Annotated in this window: 15 protein-coding genes; 3 read left to right on the top strand and 12 right to left on the bottom strand. The window is 48.5% G+C overall.

Annotated features, from left to right (window positions below; all coding sequences use genetic code 11):
- Positions 1-46 precede the first annotated feature (46 nt).
- Positions 47-1,261, bottom strand: coding sequence for an aminotransferase-like domain-containing protein (locus ACETK5_RS02250; RefSeq protein ID WP_100538920.1), 1,215 nt, complete (start codon positions 1,259-1,261; stop codon positions 47-49).
- A gap of 109 nt (positions 1,262-1,370) precedes the next feature.
- A complete protein-coding gene (locus ACETK5_RS02245) occupies positions 1,371-2,027 on the bottom strand; it encodes a DNA-binding response regulator (RefSeq protein WP_100538921.1) in 657 nt (218 codons plus the stop codon).
- A gap of 381 nt (positions 2,028-2,408) precedes the next feature.
- Between ACETK5_RS02245 and ACETK5_RS02240 the strand changes: the two genes are divergently transcribed.
- Together ACETK5_RS02240 and ACETK5_RS02235 are read left to right on the top strand one after the other, a co-directional pair.
- Positions 2,409-2,816, top strand: coding sequence for a hypothetical protein (locus ACETK5_RS02240; protein ID WP_071218139.1), 408 nt, complete (start codon positions 2,409-2,411; stop codon positions 2,814-2,816).
- The gene (locus ACETK5_RS02235; RefSeq protein WP_100538922.1) at positions 2,813-3,898 is read left to right on the top strand and encodes a phosphodiester glycosidase family protein; all 1,086 of its coding nucleotides are present in this window, start codon (positions 2,813-2,815) and stop codon (positions 3,896-3,898) included. Before ACETK5_RS02240 ends, ACETK5_RS02235 begins: the two co-directional genes overlap by 4 nt.
- 281 nt (positions 3,899-4,179) lie before the next feature.
- Here the strand turns inward: ACETK5_RS02235 and ACETK5_RS02230 are convergent, their stop codons facing one another.
- The 8 genes from ACETK5_RS02230 to ACETK5_RS02195 form a co-directional block, all read right to left on the bottom strand.
- Positions 4,180-4,434, bottom strand: coding sequence for an AbrB/MazE/SpoVT family DNA-binding domain-containing protein (locus ACETK5_RS02230; protein WP_009595823.1), 255 nt, complete (start codon positions 4,432-4,434; stop codon positions 4,180-4,182).
- Between the two features lie 195 nt (positions 4,435-4,629).
- Entirely contained in the window at positions 4,630-5,094 is a 465-nt protein-coding gene (trmL, locus tag ACETK5_RS02225) for a tRNA (uridine(34)/cytosine(34)/5-carboxymethylaminomethyluridine(34)-2'-O)-methyltransferase TrmL (protein ID WP_326117129.1), read from the bottom strand.
- Between the two features lie 135 nt (positions 5,095-5,229).
- Complete coding sequence (gene serC, locus ACETK5_RS02220; protein WP_127594933.1) at positions 5,230-6,318, bottom strand: 3-phosphoserine/phosphohydroxythreonine transaminase; 1,089 nt, start codon at positions 6,316-6,318, stop codon at positions 5,230-5,232.
- Positions 6,319-6,420: 102 nt separating this feature from the next.
- Positions 6,421-7,323 carry a hypothetical protein gene (locus tag ACETK5_RS02215; protein ID WP_394054220.1) on the bottom strand — a complete coding sequence of 301 codons (903 nt, stop codon included), beginning with the start codon at positions 7,321-7,323 and terminating at the stop codon, positions 6,421-6,423.
- Between the two features lie 60 nt (positions 7,324-7,383).
- The gene (locus ACETK5_RS02210; protein WP_394054219.1) at positions 7,384-10,110 is read right to left on the bottom strand and encodes a GH36-type glycosyl hydrolase domain-containing protein; all 2,727 of its coding nucleotides are present in this window, start codon (positions 10,108-10,110) and stop codon (positions 7,384-7,386) included.
- Between the two features lie 25 nt (positions 10,111-10,135).
- Entirely contained in the window at positions 10,136-10,972 is an 837-nt protein-coding gene (locus ACETK5_RS02205) for a carbohydrate ABC transporter permease (RefSeq protein WP_100538926.1), read from the bottom strand.
- Positions 10,972-11,865: a carbohydrate ABC transporter permease gene (locus ACETK5_RS02200; protein ID WP_100538927.1), complete on the bottom strand. Its 894-nt coding sequence runs from the start codon at positions 11,863-11,865 to the stop codon at positions 10,972-10,974. The genes ACETK5_RS02205 and ACETK5_RS02200 overlap by 1 nt, the downstream gene beginning before the upstream one ends.
- Before the next feature lie 107 nt (positions 11,866-11,972).
- Positions 11,973-13,313, bottom strand: coding sequence for an ABC transporter substrate-binding protein (locus tag ACETK5_RS02195; RefSeq protein WP_100538928.1), 1,341 nt, complete (start codon positions 13,311-13,313; stop codon positions 11,973-11,975).
- A gap of 572 nt (positions 13,314-13,885) precedes the next feature.
- Between ACETK5_RS02195 and ACETK5_RS02190 the strand changes: the two genes are divergently transcribed.
- Positions 13,886-14,923 (top strand): LacI family DNA-binding transcriptional regulator, encoded by a 1,038-nt coding sequence (locus ACETK5_RS02190; protein ID WP_394054218.1) that lies wholly within the window; start codon positions 13,886-13,888, stop codon positions 14,921-14,923.
- Positions 14,924-15,076: 153 nt separating this feature from the next.
- On the opposite strand, the gene glnA is transcribed toward ACETK5_RS02190, so the two are convergent.
- Entirely contained in the window at positions 15,077-16,501 is a 1,425-nt protein-coding gene (gene glnA, locus ACETK5_RS02185; RefSeq protein ID WP_113057606.1) for a type I glutamate--ammonia ligase, read from the bottom strand.
- Positions 16,502-16,906: 405 nt separating this feature from the next.
- Complete coding sequence (aroF, locus tag ACETK5_RS02180) at positions 16,907-17,962, bottom strand: 3-deoxy-7-phosphoheptulonate synthase (protein WP_326117124.1); 1,056 nt, start codon at positions 17,960-17,962, stop codon at positions 16,907-16,909.
- Between the last annotated feature and the right edge of the window lie 84 nt (positions 17,963-18,046).

The following is an 18,046-nucleotide window of genomic DNA, read 5'->3' as shown; positions in this document are numbered from 1 at the left end:
GCTTTGCTATGTTATACACGATTTCGCAAAAAGAAACCTTCCACGTCTAATTCCGGGCTGTAAATTCCATCACGGCTTCGCTGATGAGATTCATGCCGAGCAGCAGCTCATCCCGCCCCGGATGCGTAAAATTCAGCCGGATACACTCACGGGTGCGATCTGCTGCCGAGCACATCGAGCCTGGCAGGAATGCAGCTCCTTTTAATAGAGCGGCTCTTAAGAGCGCATCCCCATTCAAGCCCGGAGGCAGCTGTACCCAGAGAAACATCCCCCCGGGAGGCACCGCATACTTTGAATCCTTCCATGCGCTGCGTTTCAGCAGCTCCACCATCAGCTTGAGCCTCGTTGCGTATTCCCGATTGAGCATGGCGATATGATCTTCCAGCTTAAAATGCTTTGATTCCAGCAGATGATGCAGCATCCGCTGGTTCAGCATGCTGGATTGCCAGTCGGCCATCTGCTTCACAGCCGTCATCATCTCAATCAAGCGCCGGTTCCCGGCAGCCCATCCCGTACGCAGCGCCGGCGCTACGGTTTTACTGAACGAGCCCACATACAGAACATGTCCTCCCTGCGGCTCCTCAAGTGAGAAGATGGAAGGAATTCGGGGCTTCGGATTCTTGGCGTCTGCAAAATAAAGATCGCCGTAAGAATCATCCTCCACGATAAGAAGGCCATGCGAGATACACAGCTCCAGCACCTGCTTGCGCCGTTCCAAACTCCACATCACGCCTGTGGGATTGGTAAAATTGGGGGCAGCCATCAGCAGCTTCGGCTTATGCTGCCGGATCATGGCCTCAAGATGCTCCGGCAGCATCCCGTCTTGATCTCCCTCCACAGGCACGATGACGGCACCTTGGAGACGCAGCACCTGGAGCAGTCCCGGTGAGGTTGGATTCTCCACCAGCACCGGATCGCCTGGGTCCACATACACCCGGACCAGCAAATCAATGGCCTGCTGGGTGCCCGTTGTCAGCAGAATATGCTGGGGCTGAACGCTCAGGCCTTTACGCCTGGAAAAGTCCTCGCTCAGCCACTCGCGCAGCGGTCCATAACCTTCTGCCTCACCGTACTGCAGGGCGAGCGGGTCCTCGGAGAGCACCGATGTCGCCGCTTCTGCCAGTGAATGCAAAGGAAATAACTCTTCGGCCGGCAGCTCTTCTGCCAAGGAAATAAAAGAATCCCGCTTCGCAAGTTCCCTGATATCGCGCAGCGGGGATGACAAAAGGGTCTGTGCACGGGAAGCAAAGGAATACTGCATGGAAGTCCCTCCTCTAACCGTTATCAAAACCTCGGTTTTGTATTCAGGAGCCTCTTAACAACCTCTAAAAGGTATTCCTGATATGTATATATTATACCTTAATCCTGCATTAGGCATATATTTGCCTGCCTTGGCGGGTATACAGCGCATACTTCTCGATCGCCTGCGCACGGGTGGATACCCCGAGCTTCACATAAATTTTGCGGAGGTAATTGTCAATCGAGCGGCGGCTCACTTGAATTTCCATGGCGATTTTGTCGTATGTAATGCCCTGGACGATCCGTTCCATTATAAAAGCCTCCGTTTCGGAGAGCTGGAGTCCGCCTTCGTTCATTGCAGAGGCCGTTAACGGCCAGATGCCTTGCCTTACCCAGTCGAGCGGCAGCGAGGCAACACCTTCCCGGAGTCCGGTAATCATATGTATGAGCTGAAATGTGGATGCCTGCTTGGACAATAGGCCGCTAGCACCGCGACTGATCAAGGATTGCAGCAAAGGAAGGCCATCATTGTCGGTCATAATGACGACATGGGTCTTCGGGGACAGCTGCTTCATCTGCTCCAATACGGCTTCCGAGGTATGTTCCGACAAATGATAATCCAATAGTACCAAGTCAGGAAGCAAATCCCCGACCATTCGAAGCCCTTCTGAATCCGAGGAGGTCATTCCCTCCACGAGCAGATCCTGCTGCTCTTCCAAAATCAATTTTGTTCCCAGCATGCTTGTAGGTTGACTGCCAACGATAACTACCCGCCAACACTGATTCATTTTCTAATAGACCTCCTGTATCAACAATCTTGAATCTCTAGTATCTCTATTAAGTAAGCGCCGTCAATTTCTTACATATCCGGTATTGCGAATCCCCGTTGTTTGCAGATATGGATAGACGCAATTCGGAGCCGTTATTCGTATAGAAAAAAGGTTAATTAATCCTATAGGCGCAGGGCCTTTGACGGTATGCATGGCGAATGTCTTATATGTATCCTATTTGATAATCAAATCTATACAGATTGTATCCCACTCTATCTTTCTAGGCAATCTATTTTTCATAAAAACAAGTGCTATTGGTTCGTCTTTGCGAAAGTAATTCTGACATGTTAGAATGAAATTTGGAAAAAATGATAGTTTTTGAGGGGTGATGAAATGCCAATGTTGGAGCAGGAACACAATACCCCCTATAAATCCCGTGAGGAAGTGCAGCAAAAGGGGCCATCCACCAAATGGTTCTGGGTATTTTGGATTGTTCTCATCGGGCTGGGTACCACCGCAGCCTACCTATATAGCAATCACTTGAAGGAGCAAGTCGTGGTGCAGCTGCAGCAGGATACGCGCCAGGAGATGGCGTCATTCAAAGCAGAGTACGACCAAAGGTTTAACGAGCTGGTTCAGGAAATGGACGAAATGCAGAGCAAGGTTCAGTCGTTTAATGAGCTGCTGACCTTTACCAAGGATCAGGCTAGCGGCAAAACAGACAACAGCAACAAGCTGTACAGTCAACTAAGCCAAGTTGAGAAACAGCTGAAGGAGCTGGAACGCAAGATGGAGCTGCTGAAGTGAGAAAACTGAAGTATATCCGTCCCAAGCAGTTAAACCGTACGTTTATGCTGGCCATTGCACCTTTTATCGGAATGCTGCTGTGTATGTGGTTAATCACGGAACCGCCGCGTCTGTCGCACGAAACCGCGGAGTACATACCATCCGGCAGCATATCGGAACAGTCAGCCGTTATTAAACAGGATTTGGATCAAGCTGCCGTCTCTGCGGAGCAGACGATATCCTCCATTGAAAAAACGGCCAAGCTCTATCGGCAGACAACCGCCACAGTAGGAACCATTCTGCAAACAGCGGAATCGCAAGCCGCGCGCCCGGAGCAAATCTATAATCGCCGGATCACCACCAAACTGGGTGTCCCTATTGAAACGGTCAACAGTGACCGGATTCGAATTGAGTTGTACAAGATCAATCCCGGCACCTATCACGGGTATGCGATGAAGGTCAAACTGAAAGACCCCTCCGCGATGAAAATGTCGCTTGGAAGCGAAAGCGGCAGACCCGGGTCCGTCGAAACCACCATGCGTGCCGTAAGCAGGCATGGTGCGGTTGCGGGAATTAATGCCGGTGGATACGCTGACGGGAACGGGGGCAGACATCCGCTGAGCACGACCTATTATGATGGCAAATACGTCTCGGGGTTTCAACCGAGCTTTAAGGATCTTGCCTTTGTCGGCATGAGCAAATCCGGCAAGCTGATCGGTGGCAAGTTCTACAGTCAGAGCGAGCTTGACCGGCTTGACCCTATGTTCGGTGCTACCTTTGTACCCGTGCTGCTCAAAAACGGCAGCAAAACGACAATACCCGAGAAATGGAGAACAACTCCCGGCAGGGCACCGCGTACCGTCATCGGCAATTACAAGGACGATCAGCTGCTCATTCTGGTTACCGAAGGATATGATGAGAAGGGCAAATCGGGAGCCACGCTGCAGGAGCTGCAGAACAAGCTTAAAAAGTTGGGCGTGATTGACGCTTATAATCTGGATGGCGGCGGGTCCGCATCCCTAATCCTAAACGGCCGCGTCGTGAACAAACCGTCGGACGGAAGTCTGCGGCCGGTACCCACGCACTTCTTATTTTTCAAATAATGGAGCCGGCTTGATATTCTCGTTTATTTTTTTGCCCAAGGTGGTTATAATAAAGAGTAGCTTAGCAGGAGGTGGCAAGGATGTCTTTCTCATTAACATTTTGGATCGTCATGCTCGTATTCGCCCTTTATATGGTTGGCATTTGGACCGCGTCATACAATGATGATAAAACCAAAGGCCTGTAAGGCGTCTCCCTCGTATATCGGGGGAGTTTTATTTTTTTGAGGGACAAAAAAGGCACCGCTCATTAGCGATGCGCAAAAAGTAATTCGTGTGAGGTACTAGGCATGTTTGGGAAGCTGCTGCATTTCGGACATGCATTGTGAACAGATATAGCGCTCTTTAAACTCGCTTACTCCGTCCATAGAACCACAGAAGACGCATTTCGGACGATAGCGCTCCAATATAATATGGTCCCCCTGTACAAGAATTTCTACGGGATCCCCCTCGTTCATTTGATATCTCTTGCGTAGAGACTTAGGCAGAACGATTCTTCCCAGCTGATCAACTTTACGAACAACACCAGCAGGTTTCATAACGATTGTACACCTCTTTCATTTTCAACAAGTGATTTCTGACACCACAGTTCAGAACTGATAACAAGGGCCTAGTATAATAGTTCGATAAAAAGTTGTCGAATCCTGCTGGAAATTAAGAATTTCTTAGTTTTTTTCAATATCAACTAGGTATACTGGATGATTTTCCCGAAAAAACTCAACGTTTTGCAAAATTTATTCCATACCCGGGAAATCTAATTGACGTAATGCCTCATACACCATAATTGCTGCGGAGTTAGACAGATTCAACGAACGCACCTTATCCGTCATCGGCATGCGAATACAATGCTCGCTATTCGCGGCTAGCAGCTCCAGAGGCAGTCCCTTGGTTTCTTTGCCAAACACCAAAAAATCTCCGTCTTGATATTCGATATCCATATAACGCTTGGTTGCCTTCGTCGTGGCGTAGAAATAGCGTCCTTCGGGATAGAGTGCCTGCAGCTCCTCAAAGGAATCATGATATTCAATATGTACGGCATACCAGTAATCCAGCCCGGCCCGTTTCAAGGTTTTGTCATCGGTATTAAAGCCGAGCGGACGGACCAGGTGCAGATGGGTGCCCGTTGCGGCGCAAGTTCTGGCGATATTGCCCGTGTTGGCTGGAATTTCCGGTTCGACTAGTACGATGTGTAATGCCATGTTGATAAGTCCACCTTTTCATCTGTTTTATTTTTATTTTTATTATAACCGATTCCCTCCCGATTTCCCGGGATATCCAGAAATAACCTTCCGCCAAACCGGCGGAAGGTTATCATTGTGTAATCTTGTATAATATTAGCTGTGACTATTCTTAAACTGCTGCATGAATTCTACCAGCGCCTGAGCGCTCTCATACGGAACGGCGTTATAGACCGAAGCCCGCAAACCGCCGACGCTGCGATGACCCTTCAAGCCGACAAAACCTGCTTGCTCCGAAGCCTTCACGAATTCCTTCTCCAGCTCCTCAGAGGCAAGACGGAACGTAATGTTCATATCGGAACGCACCGCTGCATTCACGCATCCGCGGTAGAAGCCTTCGCTGTTATCGATGGCATCATAGATGAGCGCGGCTTTCTTGCGGTTCATCTCTTGAACGCCTTGCAGTCCGCCCTTCTCCTCAATCCACTTCAGCACTTCGTTGATCATATAGATGCCAAAAGACGGCGGCGTATTGTACAGCGAGTTATTTTTCAAATACGTATTGTAACGGAGCATAGTCGGCAGATGTTTAGGAGAATCTGTAATCATATCCTCTCTGACGATCACAACGGCAACGCCGGACGGCCCCAAGTTCTTCTGGGCACCCGCATAGACCATCGCGAATTGGTTCAAATCGAACGGACGGCTGAGGATATCGCTCGACATATCACAGATAAGCGGCACCGAACCGGTATCCGGGAATTCCTTAAACTGCGTGCCTTCGATCGTTTCATTGGAAGTAAGATGGAGGTAAGCTGCATGATCCGACAGCTTGATGTCTTCAAGACTAGGCAGAGCCATGTACTTGCTCTCCTCAGAAGAGGCTGCCACATGAGTTTCGCCGATCAGCTTGGCTTCTTTAATCGCCTTGTCAGACCAGCTTCCCGTCATTACATAGTTCGCAACCTGGTCTTGTCCCAAGAAGTTCATCGGAATCATCGCAAATTGCGTGCTTGCACCGCCTTGAATGAACAACACCTTGTAGCCGGATGGATTCCCCAGCAGGGACAGCAGGCGCGCCTGCGCTTCGTTATGAACGGCTTCATATACAGCACCGCGATGAGACATTTCCATGATTGACATGCCGGTATCCCCGTAATTGACGAATTCGGCCTGGGCGCGCTCCAACACTTCAAGCGGCAATGCAGCAGGTCCTGCGTTAAAATTGTATGCTCTCTTGCTCAAAAGACTCTCCACCCTTTCTCTACTATGAATGCTAATTAACGCTAATCATAGCAACAATCCCATAGACCTTCAAGTGTAATTATTCACATTAAATTGTTCCGGTTACCAGCAAAAGAATTGATACTTTCTGCTCCAGGATCTCTTTTCTCCGGGTGCCAGGCTTAATCGAATAAACACTTCTGGCGAAATAACGTGGCCGATCCCCCACAGGGCCATATGCGCCACCGTAAAATCGCTGATCTCCCTCACTCCCGCCCTGCTGGCGCTGTGCGTTAGCTGCCAGGAATAAGGATAATCGCTGCCGTTAAAGCCTTGCATTCTCCCATAGAAGGGCTTGTGGGGTCTCTCATTCCAGCATACCTCGCAATCATGAACAGACAGCAGGCCCGAGGTATAATCCGATTCGACCTCCGTAAAACGGACAGGGACAGGCAGCTTGAGCTTATACTCGGGTCCTACCGATTCCTCATTAATCCCTATGAAATTATGAATGTACTCCTCCGTATCTATCCTTTGGCTCCCTTCATTGAAGAGCTCATAATCTATCGTCAACGCCGTGTCCTGAATCGAGATTTTTTTAACGAGCTTTGCCGCATACCCCTTGACGTTCCTAGGATGAATCGTATAGGTGATACTCACGTCATCCGAAGTGATATCCACATCGAAGGGTTCCACCGGATACGTATACTGAAAGTGATACGGGTCCTTGCTGATCCGTTGAAGAAGGCCCACCCCTAATTTAGGAAACCATGCTCCTAATTCGGCCTCTGCATACCCCATACCTTCATGCAGTCCAAACTCGTTGCACAACCCGGAACCGCCCTGAGGGTTAAACCCATCCGCAAACTCATGAACACAGAATGTGTGACTGCTCTCGGTCAATTTGGCCTGGGTAATGAAACCGGTCCGGTCAAAACGCGTGCCTTGGTAACGACCAACCTCCGCTATATCGACTTCCAATTGTCCGTTTGCTAATTGATGTCCCAAAAAAATCGCTCCATTCATGATGAAGAAGCCCCGGCCGACTTGCCTGCCAGGGCTTCCAAAATGTTGTATGCTCGTGTGTCAGGCAAGCTCGACACGAATCCGCTGACACTCGTCATCGGATAACGCGGACAGCAAACTGCGATCCAATTCGGCTGCCCCCGGTTTCTGACTGCGCAGCTGAATCTTCTCACCGTTCAGCGTAACCGATTGAATCGTATAGCTTCCGTAATCCAATCGCTTCGGATTGCTATATACAATCTGAAGCTGTTTACCCGCAAATCGCGTATGCACAACGGCAGTACCATCGGCTCCGAATTGCGAAGGCCTGAGCTTCGGCTCCAAGAGCAGATGTCCCAGTTTTCCTTTCACGCCAAAGACCTCGGTCAGCATGGTAAGCAAAAGCCAGCTTGCCGAACCGGTAAGATAGGGATACATCCCTCTTCCCTTCTCGTTGATGTACTCGGGAATTCCCGGATACATGCGGCTGCGTTCAAAGTCATTGCTCAAATCGTAAATCGATTGTAATACCTCGTATCCCTCTCGGACGAAACCTCTCTTATAAAGAGCGTTAGCGTACATGACGCTCATATGGCTGAACATGGCTCCATTCTCTTTATGCCCGAACGCGAAACCGAATGCCCGCCCCAGATTTTGCTGAATCTCGCCAAAGTTCGTATTCAGACGATAGCCGATGCTCGGATCTTTTAAATACCGATCCACCGACTTCGTAATTTGTCCTACCTGTTCATCGTCCGCAATTCCGCCCATCACAGCAAAGACCTGGCCTGTGAGCGTCATGCGCACGCCAATGGGATGGTCGCCTTCCACGCGCGCTCCGTCATTATTGTAATAACCATTAAACCACGAGTATCCTTCTTGACTCGTAATCCATTCTTTGCTGCGCAAATGCCGGATGATCCAGTCCGCTTTCCGTTTCAAATCCTTCACAACTTCCGCAACGCTAAACTTTCGTTTGTTTCCGGTGACGGAGACTTTAACGGCCTGATAATACTGATCAAGCAGCTCCAGCTTCTCCTGCACATCGTCATAGGAGACGGGAGCCGTTACCGAATCAAGCAGCACGGCCATTTCTTCCGCAATTTCAAGAAACTCCACGCCTTCGCCGTCCTGCCATGCCAGCAGCAGGTCGCCAAGCTGCATCAAATTGCTTGCATAGAACGCAGTAAAGGCTACGCTCTCGCCTCTGTCCGGGGCAAGATCGAGACCATCATTCCAGTCTGCTCCCTCAAGCTTGATGTTATTGTGTTCACCTACATTAAAGAACGGTACCAAATTCTGCAGCAGCATGTGCTCCAGTATCGTACCTTCGTATACCTCACCGTTCACGGTTAAGAGCTGATTCCCATGCTCAGGCAGCCATCCGCTGTCCTTCTCCTTGCACCGACTAACAAATACGTCGCGGAAATAGGTCTGCGGCTGCTTCAGGAAATCCAAATCCCCGCTCTGATCTATATAAAGCAGCGTGGTCATGAATGGCCATGCACCGTGATCCATCCATACGCGCGGTATGTTGTTCCGGTCAGCGATAAACTCACCGGGCTTCGTTCCGATAATCGTGGCATTGCTTCCGTCCATCCGGACACCTGCGTAATTATTGAGCAGCAGATACCGGACCTCGGACGGTTCCATGATCATCAATGCGAGGCAGTCCTGCCATAGGTCACGCCATCCACGCCCTCCGCGGCCATAGTCATGATAAGGAAGAAATGAGTTGCCATATAGGCGCCTCAATATCGGCTGCAAGGTTACCCATTTCATCCACAAGTCCTGCTGCTGATCTCCGGTCTGGAAGGATACCGTATTCAGTTTGTCATTCCAATAGGCTTCATTCTGAGCAAGCAGCCCATCAAAGCGATTCTCCGATAAATACGTTTCAGACAGCCTTTCAGTGTCTGCGCGATCCTCTGAAATAACCATTGCCATGACAAAGACCTTGGATTCACCCGGCAGCAATTGAACCTGCGCAAACCGCAAACCTCCTATAGCCTCGTACCCTTCCACGGAGTCTCCTGCCTGTGCAGTTGCTGGCTTATTGGCAATGACTGCCTCAGGCCAATCGAGCGCGCCGCCTTCCCCGATATATTCCTCGAGCACCGGAAAATAACCGATCGGTTCCACACCGTCCGCTTCCGCCCCCAGCACACTATAGGATACGTGATTGATACGGTGACCCCGCTCGTCAAATGAGAGAGCAGGCTGCACTTCAATCCCTTTACGATGGACAAAGATCCGGTGAAGCAGGGATGTTACGTGACGATGGTCCCTTAAGTCGTCTGCCGAACGGCCATACAGCGGGATCGCCGCGGTAGGGGTCAGTTTTAGCGTCTGCCCGCCTACGTTGGTCAGTTTCACTTTCATTAATTCGATTTTGTCATCCGTCACCGGAACGAAGCTGGTTACTTCCGCTTGCAGTCCGGCCTCCCCGTTCATCCGCGTCAGCTTATGCCATAAAAACCCGGCTTCCAATTGGCTTTCTTCTTCCTTGTTCATGAACCGGCTTGCGTTCTGCTTGGCAGAATTGCCGGTTACGGACCATGCGCCATGCCCGTCAACGTGCACCCAAAAATTACGTGCGGACTTGGAATTATGTAGATCCTCCACCGATACGGGCGACATGAAAAACGTATTATGACTGCTGGTCATTTCACCGTGAAGATTCGGCGTGACGGCCGACATCATGCCGGCCTCATTCACTAAAGGAAAATATAAATAGTTATGATGTCCGGGATCACTTAACTTAAAGACACCCTGGTTCCCCTCAAACTTCCATCCTGTTGATTTCATATCACGATCTCTTCCCCTCTATGCCTTAGGATTTGACGGCTCCTGCAAGAGCACCATCCACCAGATATTTCTGTATGAACGTGTACAGAATGATCAATGGCGCAGCTACGATCGTAATTCCGCATGCCAGCAGCGGCCAGTTATTCCCGTACTGCCCCCTGAATTCCTTCAGACCGAACGTAATAGGATAGTTGGACGGACTCGGGAGATACATGATCGGCCCGACAAAATCATTCCAGATTCCGATCGCGGTCAGAATGACGCCCGTTGCGATAACAGGCTTCATCAGCGGCAGAATGATCTGGAACAGGTAACGGATATATCCGGAACCATCCATTCCTGCGGCCTCATCCAAATCGCGGCTGATCGACTTGATGTAGCCGACAAACATCATGAACACAACGCCTGTTCCCGTCGTTTTCAGCAATATATAACCAAGCTTGGTATCATAGCCGAAGAACGAAACGCTCTCCTTGAAGGACAGCATAAGTTTATACTGGGCAACCATCGGATTCGGAAGAAACTGGGACAGCAAAAAGAACATATAAATAAATCCGCTCCACATCACATATCCGCGCGCGACTGGAAACGCCGCAAACAGCGACACAATGATGGTCAATACCGTCGCCGTTACCGTATAAATCAAGCTGTTCGTGAAATAGCCAGCGAAATTGCCCTCAGACCATGCTTGCGTGTAATTGCCCCATTCGATGTTCTGAACAATCCCGATCGGGTTGAGCAAATATTCGTTGAAGGATTTCAGCGATACATTGAATACGAGCAGAAGCGGAACAACGTAGAGAATCAGCAGCAAACCTATGACGCCATAAGAAAGGATTTGCGTGGTTTTGGAATTTTGCATCAATATTCCACCTCTCTCTTCCGCGTCTGTCTGACGGCCACCACAACAAAGAGGAGAATAATCAGGAACTGTATGACGGATAGAGCCGAAGGAAGACCCATTTCCAAACTTCCCCGGAACGTTTCTTTGTACACGTCATACGCCATCGTCCTTGTATTGAAGCGACCGTCTGTAGTCGCCAGAATGATATCAAAGGTAGACATTGCGCCAATGATGGATAACAGCATATTCACCGTGAAGGACGGTGCGATCAGGGGGAAGGTAATATGACGAAAGGATTGCCACTTGTTGGTGCCGTCAATATGACCCGCCTCATATAAATCTTTCGGGACGGATTGGAGCCCGGCCAGAAAGATCAGCATGGAGTAGCCCATGTACATCCAAATCTGGACGAAAATAATATAGCCGAATGCGTGAGTGAAGCTCCCAAAGAACATGTCCTGATAGCCGAAGAGGGCGTCGTATAGGCGATTGACCGGTCCGTTTAACGGATCGAACATCATCCCCCAGATCAGAGCGACGACAGCTACGCCCAGTACAACCGGCAGGAAGAATACCGCACGATAGAAGTAATCGCCTTTTAGGCGCTGGTTAATGATGACGGCGATAAACAGAGCGACCCCGTTCTGCACGATCGTAACAACGAACATAAAGATCAGGGTGTTTACGATGGAACGCCACCGCTCCCCTGAGTTCCCCGAGAAAAATAATTCCTTATAATTATCAAGCCCGACAAACTGGTACGTGCTGCCCGGGAGGTTCTTGACATCGGTAAAGGAATAGATGACCGTCAGGATCGATGGTCCAAAATAAAACACGATATACAACGCCATCGGTATCAGCAGCAGCAATAAGGGTATGAATCGGTTAAATCCTTTTCCAAATGGATACATCTCTCTCACCTCGCAAATCCCTTTTCAATGAATGTCGGGGCCTGCTGCACAGACCCCGACTACAGTATGGTTCATTCTATATAGGTCTCTTTATAATAGAAGAATCTTTATTTTGGAGCGGCAGCTTCCCATTCTTTTTGTTGAATGTCAGCCAGTTCTTTTGCTGTTTTGTACGGGCCGCCCGGTGCCAGGAATTCCGTATGCACGCCTTCTGCAGCCAGATGCTCGCCAATATTTTGACGGTTAATCATCATGATTTCGTACGCCAATTCGAACTCTCCGAGATATGGAGTCAGTTCATTATCAATAAATTCACTTTCCGTCTGAATGTTATCCTGTGTCGGGATGAAACCGGCAGCTTTCACGAATGTCGTGTAATTTTCCGGCTCGGAGAAGAATTCAAGCCATTTTAGGGCTCCTTCTTTGTTCGGTCCTTTCTCCGCAGCATACCAGGTTACGTCATACTTGCCGACAAAGGAGGAATTCTTGGCTGCATCTTCCGTAGCCGGTAGCGGGAAGTAACCGAATTTCAGCTCCGGATTTGCTGCTGCGACGGTTGGAGCATCCCAAGAACCATCAGCCAGCATGGCTGCTTTTCCTGTGGCAAAATAGGAAGGTGCCGTTGCATAATCAATTCCCATGAATCCGTCAATCATGTAATTGTCTTGAAGCGTCTTCATTTTTTCCAATACTTCGATTGCCTCTTCATCGTTGTAAGCCGTCTCGCCTTTCCACACGCCCTCAATCCATTTCTGCTGATCTCCGCCGCCCAGAATTTTAGCTTGCAGAGCAAATACAGGAAGTTTCAATGGCCATACGTCTTTACCTGCAACAACAATCGGGGTAATGCCTTTGGCTTTCAGATCATCATTCAGCTTGATGAACTCCGACCACGTTTTCGGCACGCTCAATCCATTCTGTTCGAAGATTTCCTTATTGTAGAACAGGCCCGACATCGCAACCTTGCCCGTTGGAACAGCATACACTTTATCGTTATAAGTTCCGGCTTTTTCGATATCGTTAGCGTTATAATTTTTAATGAAGGCTTGGTCGGATAAATCCGCGATCAATCCCGTATCAATCCATTGCTGCCAATCCGGTACTTTCGCTCCCGGTGTCCATTCCTGCGGAGAGAGCCTCATTCCCGATAAATCAGCCAAAACGTCGACGTCATTCGCGGTAATTCTTGCTCTCTGCGCCTGCTTGTATTCGTCATCCGGACCCGTAGTGGTATACTCTATCGTATACTCGGGATATTTCTCTTCAAATTTCTTGTTGATCTCTTCAACCGCTTTATTGATGTTATCTTGTTTCCAGTGTAAAATTTTGATGACCTTTTTATCACCTTTCGCAGGTGTACCCTTATCGGCTGAATCGCTGCTTCCGCAAGCCGCTAGCGAGAAAGTCAGAGCACCCGCCAAAAGTATTGCTGATAATTTCTTAATCATTTCGTTACCCCCTGAAATTAAAGTGCAATTCATTATGAAACCGGATTCATCATTCCGCTTTTTCTCGCCCAGTACCATCTTGATGTTACGAAACATTTATTATAAATTTTCGTAATTTAACGAAATATACCGAAAGCGGTTTCGCAAGGCCTATTATTACTCATTATTTTTTGTTTGTCAAAGCTTTTTTCTCTTTCCCACAATATTTTGTTATTGAACGCGATTCAGCCTTATCCCTTTCTATTACAAGCATCATAGCTACTCTCTTCATTGACTTACCTGGTTAAAGCAGATACACTAATTTACGAAACAGTTTCGAATCAGTGCTGTATACGTTTCAACCAGATTGGTTAATACTTATCACAATGGTAGGCTCTATCGATATGTTTTCCGTTATCACTCCATCGGATCATATAAAAACTTATACCTAAACAACATATTTTGAGCAGGAAACACGTATAAAACCACTCTTTCTCTCCTTAACCTTGCACTTACAGACAAGGCAATCATGATTAACGAAAACTTACGAAAATTATGAAGTGACATCATAAACAGAATAAGGGGCGTTTCGCATGGCGTTAAACATCAAAACAATCGCTAAGATGGCCGGGGTATCCGTATCCACCGTCTCCAAGATTATCAACAACTATAGTGATGTATCCGAGGAGACCAAAGCACGCGTGTTGGAAATTATGAAAGAGACGGGATACACCCCTTCCAATTCTGCGAAAACATTAGCAACCAAGAAATCTAATTTAATCGGCATCATATTTGCGGGAAAGCTGAATGTCGATTTTACCCATCCTTTTTTTGTTGAAGTTCTGAATTCATTTAAAAAGCAAATGGGGGTACTCGGTTACGATCTACTGTTTTTTTCGAATGAGAAATTCCAAGGGGATGACGCCGACTACCTAGGCCGATGTCGTCATTATCAGGTGGATGGCTGTGTCATTATATCCGGCGAGGAAATCGAGCCCTCGATTAAAGAGCTTGATGAGAGCGACATTCCGTGTATCGGGGTCGATATTGAACTGTTCGGCGAAATGTCGGGGCATATCATGTCCGATAATTATAAAATGTCCTCGAAGGTCGTGGAGCATTTCTATCTTCAAGGCTTCAGAGACTTGGGGTTCATCGGAGGCAGCAAGGAGTCTGAAATCTCCAACATGCGTGAGGCCGGTTATCGTAACGCCATGGACAGCTTCGGCCTTCCGGCCCGTACGGAATGGTTCCAAAGCGGTGAAGATTTTCATGAGTCCAGCGGATATAAAGCCATGACACGGCTGATCCAGGCGGGTTCTCTTCCCCGCGCAATCTTTGCAGCCTCCGATCAGATTGCGATTGGAGCCATCCAAGCACTTCAGGAACATAGTCTGAATGTCCCTGACGATGTATCGATCATCGGTTGTGACGATATTGAGGCGTGCAAATATACAACACCCAAACTAACGACGATTCGGCAAAATAAAGAGAAAATCGGCCGCTTGGCAGCGCTCATGCTCTATGACCTTATCCATAAACAATCACCCGTCAGCTCCTTTGTCGTAGAGCCTGAACTCATCGTTCGTGAATCTTGCGGAAGCAATACGCACCACTACGGTTACTTCTAAAGAGTAGAGCTGAGGTGACGGGGGTGCTTCTAGCGAAGAGAATCCCTCTTTATCTCACTTGGTATGGTAATCCTCACCTAAGCCTAGTTAGGCTTTATATGTGTAACAAAAAAAGCCCAGGGCATCATGCCCTAGGCTTTTTAACGTTGTTTATTACAGGTCGTAGTACAGGGAGTACTCGTGCGGATGAACGCGGATATTAACCGCTTTGGCTTCGGCACGCTTGAACTCAATGAAGTTCTCGAGGAATTCTTGCGTAAACACGCCGCCTTCTGTCAAGAACTCATAGTCTGCTTGAAGTGCATCCAAAGCTTCATCCAGGGAACCCGGTACGCTGCGGATTTCTTTCTTCTCGGCGTCGGACAATTCATAAATGTTTTTATCGAATGGTCCATAACCGAGTGCGGTAGGATCGATTTTACGCTTGATACCGTCCAAGCCTGCCATCAGCATAGCGGAGAATGCAAGGTAAGGGTTCGCCGTGGAATCCGGTGTACGGAACTCGATGCGGCAGCCTTTAGGCGTTACAGCTGCAACCGGAATCCGCACTGCGGCAGAACGGTTGCCTTTGGAGAATACGAGGTTAACCGGTGCTTCATAGCCTGGTACCAGACGTTTGAAGGAGTTCGTGCTCGGATTCGTCAAAGCGATTAATGCAGGCGCATGGTACAGAATACCGCCGATGTAGTGGATCGCTGTTTCGCTCAGGTTAGCATAAGCGCCTTTTTCGTAGAACAATGGGGTGTCACCATCGAAAATGGATTGGTGAACGTGCATGCCGCTTCCGTTATCCCCGAACAATGGCTTCGGCATGAACGTAGCCGTTTTGCCATATTGGCGTGCTGTGTTATGCACGATATATTTATAGATCAACAAGTTGTCAGCTGTTTTTTTCAATGTATCGAAACGGAAATTGATTTCTGCTTGGCCGGCCGTTGCTACTTCATGGTGGTGACGCTCAACGCGAAGTCCTGCTTCATCAAGCAAACGGCACATTTCGCTGCGGATATCCTGCTGAGTATCCACAGGTGCTACAGGAACATATCCGCCCTTAACGCCAACTTTGAAACCAAGGTTGCCGCCTTCTTCCTTGCGGTTCGTATTCCAATGTGCTTCCTCGGAGTCTACGAAATAGCTGGAGCTGTTCATGGAGCTTTCATAGCGAACTTCATCAAACAGGAAGAACTCGGATTCCGGTGCGAAAAATGCTGCTGTTCCGATACCGGCCTCTTGAAGGTATTGCTCGGCACGAGCCGCGATACCGCGCGGGTCACGCTCGTAAGCATCCCCTTCCGGAGTATAGATGTTGCTCATAATGTTAAGCGTAGGATGTGCTGTAAACGGATCGATATAGCAAGACTCCGGATCAGGCATCATAACCATATCCGATTCTTCAATGCCGCGGAATCCTGGAATAGAAGATCCATCGAACGCGACCCCATTCACGAATGTTTCTTCATCTACTTCTGAAGCCGGCAAGCTAATATGATGAACCCGTCCCGACAAGTCTACAAAACGAAAATCAACCCACTCAATATTGTTCTCTTTAATGGTTTGCAATACTTTCTCTACCGACATGTCTCTTCCTCCCAATTTCCGAACATTAAGACTTAAACAGCTTAACAATGTTCATAATCTTTCGATTTCTTTTCGTCATTATATGCCGGGAGATAACCTGACGTCAATACCTATGTAAGGTATTTTTGAAAACAATGTTAAGTTATATGACATGAAAAACCAGTTAATGTAAACTCAGAAAAAAGACACCTGCAAGCTTTTTGCAGGTGTCTTTTATATTAGAAATTAAGGAACTGGCGAACCATAACGATGTGCTGAACGTTATCGACGGGTATACAACGGCTTATCAGAAAAACGTCTATCGACCTACTTTCTCAGTAGACAGACCGCATTCAGCGTAAGTTTTTCTTGCGAGATAAGCATGGTTGGCCACCGTTGTTTTTCTTCCTTATCTCTAACCAGAAGCTATACGCGCGCAAATTCAGAAGCCGGTGCTTTGGCAGTCGCAAAGCTTTTGCCTACCAATGGGGCCAGCTGCTCCAAGTCTTTAAGCAATGCGGCGAATTGATCCGGGAACAGGGATTGCACCCCGTCGCCTGTCATGGAATTGTCCGGATCCGTGTGCATCTCAATAATAAGACCGTCTGCCCCAGCCGCCACGGATGCCTTGGACATCGGCTCGACAAGCTCGCGTCGTCCCGTTCCGTGACTCGGATCAGAAATGACCGGAAGGTGACTCAAACCTTGTAAAACAGGGATGGCAGATAAATCCAGCGTATTGCGGGTGTAAGTTTCGAATGTTCGGATTCCGCGTTCACAGAGCATGACATTCGGATTGCCGCCGGCAAGGATGTACTCCGCTGCATTCAGGAATTCATCATAGGTTGCGCTGAAACCTCTTTTCAGTAATACCGGCTTGCCGCAGGTACCCAGTTTTCGAAGCAGATCGAAATTTTGCATATTACGGGTACCCACTTGCAGAATATCGGCGTACTCCGCGCAAATATCCACGTATTCGGGCGTCATAACCTCCGTAATCGTCAACAGGCCATGTTTTTGCCCGGCCTCCGCCATCATGATCAAACCTTCGACGCCAACGCCCTGGAAGCTGTATGGACCCGTACGAGGTTTAAAAGCACCGCCTCTAAGCACTTGTCCTCCTGCTGCCTTAACCAGCTGAGCGATCTCGTCAATCTGCTGTGCGGATTCCACGGCGCATGGACCACCCATGACAACCAGATTGCCGCCGCCAATCTTGGTGCCTTTAATATCAATGACAGTATCATCCGGATGAAAATCACGACTCGCGAGCTTATAGGACTTGGAGATTTTAACCACATTCTCTACGCCCTTCATTTGGCGAAGATGCTCCGCAAGCTTCGGGTTCACGCTGCCGATCAGCCCGATCACGGTACGATCCGCCCCCTGGGATACGTGAGCCTGCAGTCCTTCCTTCTCAATCTCGCTTACGATATGCTGAACTTGTTCCTCTGATATTTGATTGGATGTAATAACGATCATAATAAAACCTTCTTTCTGAATATATTCCATTTTAATGTGTGATAGCCACTTTCGCGCTTGTTCGCTTTTAAGCTTTTATGCTTT

This window comes from Paenibacillus ilasis (genome assembly GCF_043195395.1).
In the GTDB taxonomy this organism is placed as follows: Bacteria; Bacillota; Bacilli; order Paenibacillales; family Paenibacillaceae; genus Paenibacillus_AQ; species Paenibacillus_AQ lautus.
This window is presented reverse-complemented; position numbering and strand designations above follow the sequence as displayed.